This window comes from Peribacillus sp. P4_D6 (assembly GCF_056401795.1).
In genome coordinates this window covers 1-9,186 of sequence record NZ_JBFUIQ010000139.1, presented here as the reverse complement: position 1 = coordinate 9,186, position 9,186 = coordinate 1, and the positions used below count along the sequence as shown (strand labels likewise).

9 protein-coding genes are annotated in these 9,186 nt (G+C 43.9%); 2 read left to right on the top strand and 7 right to left on the bottom strand.

Features of this window, described 5'->3' with window-relative positions; translation table 11 throughout:
* Positions 1 to 220: hypothetical protein (locus AC1DVB_RS23050; protein WP_477591125.1), on the top strand; the 220-nt coding region annotated here is incomplete at its 5' end.
* An 830-nt stretch (positions 221 to 1,050) separates the two neighbouring features.
* On the opposite strand, the gene AC1DVB_RS23045 is transcribed toward AC1DVB_RS23050, so the two are convergent.
* The 6 genes from AC1DVB_RS23045 to zapA form a co-directional block, all read right to left on the bottom strand.
* On the bottom strand, positions 1,051 to 1,809 hold the full coding sequence (locus AC1DVB_RS23045) for a GNAT family N-acetyltransferase (RefSeq protein ID WP_239858561.1): 759 nt from the start codon (positions 1,807 to 1,809) through the stop codon (positions 1,051 to 1,053).
* A 210-nt stretch (positions 1,810 to 2,019) separates the two neighbouring features.
* Positions 2,020 to 2,427 carry a DUF350 domain-containing protein gene (locus tag AC1DVB_RS23040; RefSeq protein WP_034309012.1) on the bottom strand — a complete coding sequence of 136 codons (408 nt, stop codon included), beginning with the start codon at positions 2,425 to 2,427 and terminating at the stop codon, positions 2,020 to 2,022.
* Positions 2,428 to 2,492: 65 nt separating this feature from the next.
* Positions 2,493 to 4,847, bottom strand: a complete 2,355-nt coding sequence (locus AC1DVB_RS23035; RefSeq protein ID WP_328119421.1) for an endonuclease MutS2 — start codon at positions 4,845 to 4,847, stop codon at positions 2,493 to 2,495.
* Between the two features lie 35 nt (positions 4,848 to 4,882).
* On the bottom strand, positions 4,883 to 6,601 hold the full coding sequence (gene polX, locus AC1DVB_RS23030; protein WP_477591123.1) for a DNA polymerase/3'-5' exonuclease PolX: 1,719 nt from the start codon (positions 6,599 to 6,601) through the stop codon (positions 4,883 to 4,885).
* A gap of 212 nt (positions 6,602 to 6,813) precedes the next feature.
* Positions 6,814 to 7,359, bottom strand: a complete 546-nt coding sequence (locus AC1DVB_RS23025) for a CvpA family protein (protein ID WP_034309018.1) — start codon at positions 7,357 to 7,359, stop codon at positions 6,814 to 6,816.
* Positions 7,360 to 7,363: 4 nt separating this feature from the next.
* Positions 7,364 to 7,624, bottom strand: coding sequence for a cell division protein ZapA (zapA, locus tag AC1DVB_RS23020; RefSeq protein WP_034309021.1), 261 nt, complete (start codon positions 7,622 to 7,624; stop codon positions 7,364 to 7,366).
* Between the two features lie 172 nt (positions 7,625 to 7,796).
* Here zapA and rnhC point away from each other — a divergent pair, with 172 nt between their 5' ends.
* On the top strand, positions 7,797 to 8,756 hold the full coding sequence (gene rnhC, locus AC1DVB_RS23015; protein WP_063575527.1) for a ribonuclease HIII: 960 nt from the start codon (positions 7,797 to 7,799) through the stop codon (positions 8,754 to 8,756).
* Between the two features lie 321 nt (positions 8,757 to 9,077).
* Here the strand turns inward: rnhC and AC1DVB_RS23010 are convergent.
* The coding region (locus tag AC1DVB_RS23010) for a phenylalanine--tRNA ligase subunit beta-related protein (protein WP_477591127.1) at positions 9,078 to 9,186 on the bottom strand (109 nt) is incomplete at its 5' end.

The following is a 9,186-nucleotide window of genomic DNA, read 5'->3' as shown; positions in this document are numbered from 1 at the left end:
AAGCGTGTCTAGGGGAGACCCCGCAGGCGCAAGCCGAGGAGGCTCCCCGACCGCCCGCGGAAAGCGAGTGCCTGGAGTGGAAATCATTACACATACCCTCTTTCGGAAATCCGCTCCCTTTCCGCTGACTGTCTGCCAAGCCTCATCAAAGCAATCGCCTGTGGGCCCTCGGCTAGCCAGTTATTCGGCAGGAGTGTCGCAAATYTCTTCCATCCTTTAAGGAATACTGTAAAAACTATGAAGAATAATCTAGTTTACTTTTAAAATTTTGGTTCGGGGCGAGAGCAATTCGGAACTCCTTTTGCCGGAAAATTGATGGAACCGCAAGACAGTAGACGAGTTAGAGAAGAAGAGCCAGTTGCCCTACAATATTTCTAAAAAAAGTTCCAGTGATTGGAACGTAAGGTACGAGACTCCTGYGGGAAAAGCGTGTCTWGGGGAGACCCCCAGGCGCAAGCCGAGGAGGCTCCCCAAGACACGCGGAAAGCGAGTGCCTGGAGTGGAAATCAACGTTCCCATTTTACAAAACCAGAAAAAACTGTCGGCAAACAATTATTATCTAGTTTTGAACAAAAGGGTTCTATCTAAATAAAACAAAGTTGATTGGAACGTAAGGTACGAGACTCCTGCGGGAAAAGCGTGTCTWGGGGAGACCCCGCAGGCGCAAGCTGAGGAGGCTCMCCGACCGCCCGCGGAAAGCGAGTGCCTGGAGTGGAAATCAACGTTCCCATTTTACAAACCAAGAAAAAACTGTCGGCAAACAATTATTATCTAGTTTTGAACAAAAGGGTTCTATCTAAATAAAACAAAGTTGATTGGAACGTAAGGTACGAGACTCCTGYGGGAAAAGCGAGTCTTGGGGAGACCCCGCAGGCGCAAGCCGAGGAGGCTCCCCGACCACCCGCGGAAAGCGAGTGCCTGGAGTGGAAATCAACGCTCAAATTTCACAACCCCTCAAGAAAAAACATAAAGGATATGCAAATTTTCTTTAAGATCACAGATCGGGGAGAGCAGTCCGATCCTCTTTGTCGTCTACTGAAAAGAGGCATTCTACTTCTTGGTTTTAATTCTATACCAATACTTATACTTTTCTTCAAACCCCAATTTTCCGTATAAGCTTAAAGCAGGTGCGTTCGTTTCTATCACCTGAAGATAAGCATTTTTTGCTCCATTTTCTTTACCCCAATGCAATAGATTACGAATGAGTATTGCACCATTGCCTTGGTTTCGAAAGTTTTCATGGGTAATGATATTGTACAGGCCTATGTATTCGTCTTCCAAAACACCCAGTCCACTTGCTGTAACGGTTCCACCTTCATCAGTCAACAACATAAAGCATGTTTTTGGAATGATATTCCCTAACATCTTTTTCAGGATGGTTTGATCATGATCATCAATATTACTTAGCAGGCAGAAATCGTGAAACCATTCATCATGTAAATGATCATACTTTATGACATTGGTTTCATTCGGTGACTCTGTATCTGCCAAATTCAATACCTGGACACTTGTTGTTCCTTCAAGGGCATACCCAGACTCTTCCAGCAAACAATCCAAGTTGATAGGGTTTGCCTGTGGAGTCACTTTGTACACGGCCTTATCATTCCTTGCAAAATATAATTGTTCACAATTCGAAATTTTCTTTTTCACATTTTCATTCGATGGATAGATGGGGGTGATGGAATTCGCCCTTTTCGTATATCCATCCGCAAATCGGATAACCCATCCATCATAGATTTGCGTTTGCATGGCGGGTAAAGCATTCAGCGATAATTCTTCAATCTTCTGTATCCATTTGGACTGATCCATATTCCTCTTCCTCTTCAAAAGTCTATTTGACCATTATTATTATACATGGCCCCCCATTTTTTTTAATAGAACCAAATAAAAGAAGCGGCACACTGGCCGCTTCAGTTGAACAATGTCATATAAATGATTCCAAACAGAAAAAAGATTCCGCAACAAACAATTAAGACTTTTGCAAGTTTCTCCACAGCTTACTCCCTCTCATGAAGGGCATTAAGAAATTCCGGCGCCGATGACAAAAGATAATGCGATTGATATGATCATCGATAGGAATCCAACTGCCCGATTATCTTTTTGTATTTCTTCATCTATTTTAAATCCAGGAGTCATAAATTCAAAAATGAAATAACCGATCAACAGCAGGACAAAACCGTAGACGCCCCAGCCAATCATGGTAAGAAGCGAATTCTGATGGAGAATGGACTGTTGGAATACATAGGCGATCCCAAAAATTTTACCACCTGTTGCCAACGCGACAGAAAGGTTTCCCTGTTTGATCTCCTCCCAGTTCTTGTACTTTGTGACAAGTTCAAAAATGGCTAAAAAAACAATCATGCACAGAATAACGACACTGTAACGAGCAGCTATATATACATATTCATTYTCCCACATATTCTCCATGGTCCAACTCCCGAATGGTAACTAGCCACCCGGCTTGGCTGAATTGCCGGAATGACCGCTTTCCTTTATTTAAATTCCACCACCGTAACACCTGTTCCGCCTTCACCGGCTTCGCCGAAGCGAATCCTTTTGACAGAGCGGTGATTTTTCAAGTATTCCTGGACCCCGGACCGAAGAGCACCCGTCCCTTTACCATGAATGATGGAGACACTCGAATAACCGGCCAAAAGAGCATCATCAACGTATTTTTCCACTCTTGATATGGCATTTTCAAAGCGTTCTCCACGAAGGTCAAGTTCGACGCTAACGTGATAATCGCGGCCTTTGATCGTGGTAAGCGGCTTTGTTTCTTTTACTTTTGTGCTCTTGATGAATTCCAGGTCAGACTCCTTCACTTTCATTTTCATGATGCCGATCTGAACCTGCCATTCATTATTTGAGACCTTCTCAATCAAGTGACCTTTTTGACCAAAGCTTACGACCTTTACTTCATCTCCAGGTTTCAAGCTTTTATCCAGCGGCCTCGCAGCTTTATTTGTTGTTTTTTTCACTTTAGGCGCTGCTTCTTCAAGCCGTTTTTTGGCATCGATCAGTTCATGCTCTTTAACATCGGCATGCTTTTCAAGTCGCAGTTTACGTAAGTCGGCAATGATTGCTTCCGCTTCCCTTTGTGCATTTTCAACGATTGTCGCTGCCTCTTTTGCTGCCTTTTCAACCATCGCATCCCGTTCTTGATGGTACTCATCAATTTGCTTTTGAAGGTCTTTATGAAGAATTTCCGCCTGTTTCAGGTGATTCTTGGCTTCCAATTCCTCTTCTTCAGCCTTCTTGCGGCTGTCTTCAAGGGACGCTATCATATTTTCAACTTTATTCGTATCCTCACCGATATGGCCGCGGGCGTTGCTGATCACGTTTTCTTCCAAACCAAGGCGCTTGGAAATTTCAAACGCATTACTCCGCCCTGGTACACCAATTAAAAGTTTATAGGTGGGACTCAAGGTTTCCACATTAAATTCGACGCTTGCATTTATGACGCCTTCCCGATCATATCCATACGCTTTTAATTCCGGGTAATGTGTCGTTGCAATCACACGTGCTCCGCGCTTATACACTTCATCCAAAATGGAAATGGCCAAAGCTGCACCTTCCTGTGGGTCAGTTCCCGCTCCAAGCTCATCGAATAATACAAGACTGTCATAATCGACATGCTTAAGGATATCGACAATATTGACCATATGCGAAGAAAATGTACTTAAGCTTTGTTCAATCGACTGTTCATCGCCTATATCGGCATAAACAGAGGAAAACACAGCCGTTTCGGAACCATCCAGCGCAGGGATCTGCAGACCGGACTGGGCCATTAACGTACAGAGGCCAATCGTTTTCAGGGTAACCGTCTTACCACCTGTATTCGGACCGGTGATGACGATTGTCGTAAATTCATCACCAAGAAAAATATCATTGGCCACGACGACATCATTCGGAATGAGCGGGTGTTTCGCTTTGAATAATTTTACGCGCCCCTCATTATTCAGAATCGGCTTGGAACCTTTTATCGCTTTTGCATATTTTGCCTTGGCGACAAGGAAATCGATTTGTGCCAGCACTTTGACATTATGAAGCAATTCAGGGGTGAACGCACCGACTTTTTCCGATAGTTCGACCAATATCCGTTCTATTTCCTGCGTTTCCTTCACTCGGGTTTCCTGCAGGACATTATTCAGCTGAACGATTGCTTGCGGTTCAATGAACAACGTCTGTCCTGATGATGATTGATCATGAATGATCCCGCCATACACACTGCGGTATTCCTGTTTTACCGGGATGACGAATCGGTCATTCCGGATGGTGATGATGGCATCGGATAACATGGTTGATGCATTGGAAGAACGGATCATACTTTCCAGTTTTTCCCTTACGCGACTTTCATTCGTCCGAATTTGGTTTCTTAGGGTACGAAGCTTGTCGCTGGCAGAATCCATCACTTCGCCATGTTCGCTTACTGCATACGTAATTTCCTGCTGCAAATCAATCAATGGATGTAGGGAATCGATATATTCGGCTAAAAGCGGAACATCAATCTCCTGCTCTGCCAGTTCTTCGAAGAAACGGCTTAAGATCCTGCCGGCACGAATCGTACTCGCAAGTTCCATCAATTCCATCGGTGAGAGCATACCGCCAATCTGTGCCCTTTTTGCATGCGGACGGATATCGAAAATTCCGCCCAATGGCAAGTTACCTTTCAACCTTACGATTTTGGCAGCCTCATCTGTTTCTTCCTGCCATCTCGACACTTCTTCAAAATCCGTGGAAGGCATCAATTGCTCCGCCTTTTCTTTTCCTATGGATGAGGATGCGTGTGAGATTAATTGTTCTTTTATTTTATGAAATTCCAATGTCTTTAAAGCTTTATTATGCATGGAGTTAAAGCTCCTCCTTATTTATGGGCAAATAGTTAATCATTTCTCTTTAAAAACGCCAATAAGCCATCCGTATCCCTTGCATTAAGAACCGTGGATTCTTTAATCCAGCCCTTTTTGGCTGACGAGACCCCCACAGGCATATGTTCAAGCATGTCGATGCTGTGGGCATCCGTATTGATCACAATCGGAACGCCTGCTTCCTGAGCCTTGCGGAGATGCGGAGGTGCCAAATCCAATCGGTTCGGATTCGCATTCAATTCCAAGGCCGTATTCGTTTCACGGGCCAGTTCGATCAGCATTTCTATATCCACATCATATCCGGTTCGTCTGCCGATGATCCTTCCCGTTGGATGTGCGATGATATCTACATGCGGATTATTCAGAGCCGTTTTTAAGCGCTCCATGATCGTTTCCCGAGGCTGTGAAAAACTTGAGTGAATCGATGCAATGACCAAATCCATCTCTGCAAGCAGCTCATCGTCATAATCAAGTGTCCCATCAGGAAGTATATCCATCTCTATCCCGGAAAGAACGGTAAAGTCAGTGTATTTTTCATTAAGTTCATGGATGATCCGTTTTTGTTCACGTAAACGTTCAGCGGTCAAGCCGTTCGCCACTTTCAGATATTGCGAATGATCGGTGATGGCCATATATCGATACCCTTTTGCACGGCATGCTTCAATCATTTCTTCAATCGTATGAGCACCATCACTCCATGTCGTATGCATATGCAGATCACCTTTAATGGCCTCTAAAGATATGAGAGGTTCATTGGCATCATAATGCYCCACTTCCGTTCCGTCTTCACGCAGTTCTGGGGGAATGAAAGGAAGGCCAAAATGATTATAAAATTGTTCTTCCGTTTCAAACGTCAATACATCACCGGTTTCAGTCACTTCCACCCCATATTCGCTGATTTTCTCTCCGCGATCTTTAGCAAGCTGGCGCATCCGCACATTGTGATCCTTCGAACCTGTAAAATGATGAAGTGTCGTGATGAATTCCTTATCCTTAACGATTCGGAAATCGACAGAAATGTCATATTCATAATCAAGCACGACCGATACTTTTGTATCACCGGCCGCAATCACCTGTTTTATCCCTTTTATTGCAAGCAGTTGATTCTTAACCTCTTCGGGATGATCTGTCGAAATGATGAAATCGAGGTCCTTGATTGTTTCCCTCATACGCCGGATGCTGCCCGCCCTGGAAGAACGGATGATGTAATCCATGTTAGCAAGGGCCGTTTCAATATCAGCCGCAATCGGTCTCATGAAGGCTAGGGGCAGCCGATCTGGCCTTGAACCAGCCTCAGCAATTGCAGACAGGATCTTCTCTTCCGTTTTTTTGCCGAAACCGGCAAGCGCCGCGACCCTGCCTTCCTCACAGGCGATTTTAAGATCATTCACATCTTTGACATACAGCTCTTTATGAAGCTTGGCAATTTTCTTACCGCCCAAACCTTGAAGCTGCAGAAGCGGAATCAATCCTTTTGGCACCTGCTCCTGAAGCTCTTCAAGTACAGTCGATTTCCCTTCATTTATATACTCTTCGATGACGGATGCCGTTCCTTTCCCGATTCCATTCAAAGCGGTAAAATCTTCGATCTCCGTCAGGCTCCGGTCATCCGTTTCCAAGGCGCCAGCTGCCTTTCGGAAAGCTGAAACCTTAAACGGGTTCTCTCCTTTTAGTTCCATATATATTGCAATTTTTTCTAATAGTTTAATGATATCTTTTTTATTAATTGTCATTTAATTCACCGCCGAAAAAATTAGTAGGGTGTCCCATGTTCACTTTCTTAAAGATACCTTTCTTGGAGGTAAAGTACAAGCAGTCAGGTTCTTAACCTTCGAATCAAATAGAATGAAGCTACATGCCGCTACATAAAAAGGGGCCTCCCCCGTGTTCAAAGTATAGGAATCCAGGACTTTGAACACGGGAGGCAGGCCCTCTTATACTGACATTAAGATTGTTTTACATCATGAAACCATAGTTCCTTCACTTGCTCGGAAAGGAACGGCGTATGTTTCACGATCGATTCTGCCAGAAATGAGCCAGTTAATGGTTTCTGGATGGAATCCATTGGCAGCATGGCAGCTATATATAATATAATAAACATGATAAGATAGACTTCGAGAAAACCCAATATCCCTCCGCCCCAGCGATTCAGTTGCTTTAATATCGGTAGATGGGTAATGAAATTGAGCATGGATCCTATCATTTGCCAAAGAATCTTGGCAGCAAAGAAAATGATTGCAAAGGCAATTGCATTGTAATACGCCGTATCAAGCCCGACTGTATTGAAAAACATATTAAGGGTCGAGGAATCACCCATCGTTGGGAACGGAATCCATAATTTCAAATTGGGAGCAAGATCTCCGTAAAATACATAGGCGACGATGAAGGCTACAATGAACCCAGTCATATGRACCGTTTGTAAAATGAAGCCACGCTTTAAACCGATTAATAAACCGATTAAAAGAATGGCCAGAATTGCTAAATCAAGCATGTACTCAGTCCTTCTCTCTCTTTAATTCCAGTTGAAGCTGGTCTAGTTCATCTTTTAATTTAATATATTCATGGATGGTATTCACGGCCGTTAGCACCGCTAGCTTGCTTGTATCCAAGTGTGGATTTTTCATCCTGATCTCTCTCATTTTTTCGTCAACCATCGAAGCGACCAGGCGCATATGACTTGCGCTTTCTGTGCCGACGATTGTATATGGCTGTCCGTATATATCAACTGTTGTTTTATTTCGTTTATCGTCTGACAAAATGATGCCCCCAATCTAAACAATCCTAATTCTATCATATCATGAAGTTTTTCGTCATGAAAGAGAGTACATCGTCATTTCTCGCATTAAAATTTCAATAATTTGTCATACGATATCGAATTTAGGAAGAAGATTACCTAATAAACAAAATGAAGTTAGGAGCTAACCCATTATGTCCCATGTTGTTTTACTTATCAGTCCTGAACAAATAAAGGCGATGAAGTCCCATTATTCTTCATCCTTGGCCGCCAAGCAGCCGCCAGGGAGCATCTTTTCCGCCAAACCGCCGCTATGTACGGTGACGGCCTATAAATCCGGGAAGGTCCTTTTTCAAGGTAAGAATGCCGAAATAGAAGCGGTAAAATGGCAAAAGGGTACCACTGCTGCGGCTCCAAAGAAAAAAACGGCATCCTCTGCATCGGTCAACGTCCATCGATATTCGCCGCCAGCAAATATCGGAACCATGTCAGTGATTGGTTCAGACGAGGTCGGAACAGGAGACTATTTCGGCCCGATGACCGTCGTAGCCGTATATGCCAAGAAGGAGCAACTCGCTCTATTAAAGGAGCTAGGTGTCCAGGATTCCAAAAATCTGAAAGACCCACAGATCATCGACATTGCCAAACAGATTAAGGATGTAGTGCCCTTCAGCCTGCTCACATGCGACAACCCGAAATATAATGCGCTGCAGGCAAAGGGAATGTCACAAGGAAAAATGAAGGCACTCCTCCATAACCAAGCAATCAAGAACCTCATGCAAAAAATCCAGCCAGAACAAGCGGAAGCCGTCCTTATTGATCAATTCGCTCAACCAGAGGTATTTTTCAATTACCTAAAAGGCCAAGAACTATTCCAAGCTAATGCCACCTATCTATGCACAAAAGCGGAAGGCATTCACCTTGGAGTGGCAGCCGCATCCATCCTGGCCCGATATGCATTTGTCAAACGCTTTGACTTGCTGAGTGAAAAAGCCGGATTCAAAATCCCTAAAGGTGCCGGATTTGCAGTAGATGAAGCGGCCGCAAGATTGATTCACGAAAAGGGAATCGATTCATTACACGAATTCACGAAAACCCATTTTGCCAACACTGAAAAAGCGAAGCGACTCTATCAACAGAAATATCATAAATAGAAGAAAGCGGCTGATCTTCCTGAACAGCCGCCTTTTTCTCGTGAAAATGCGCGGTTTACTCATGAGTTTGCTCGGTTTACTCGTGAATTCACGCTATTTACACGTGAGCTTACGCCATTTACTCATGAGTTTGCTCGGTTTACTCGTGAATTTGCGCGGTTTACTCGTGAATTAGCTCCATTTACTCGTGAGTTTACGTCATTTACTCGTGAGTTTGCTCGGTTTACTCGTGAATTCACTATTTACTCGTGAGTTTGCACCTTTTACTCGTAAAATCAAAAAAGACAGCTCCCCATGATTCAGGGAGCTGTCTTTTTGGTTTTATCCTCTTAGCTCTGCGCCGGCTTTTTCTTTAACGGCTTCAAGCACTTTATCATGTGCTTTTGTAATGTCCTCGTCCGTCAGGGTACGTTCCGGGTCGTAGTATTTC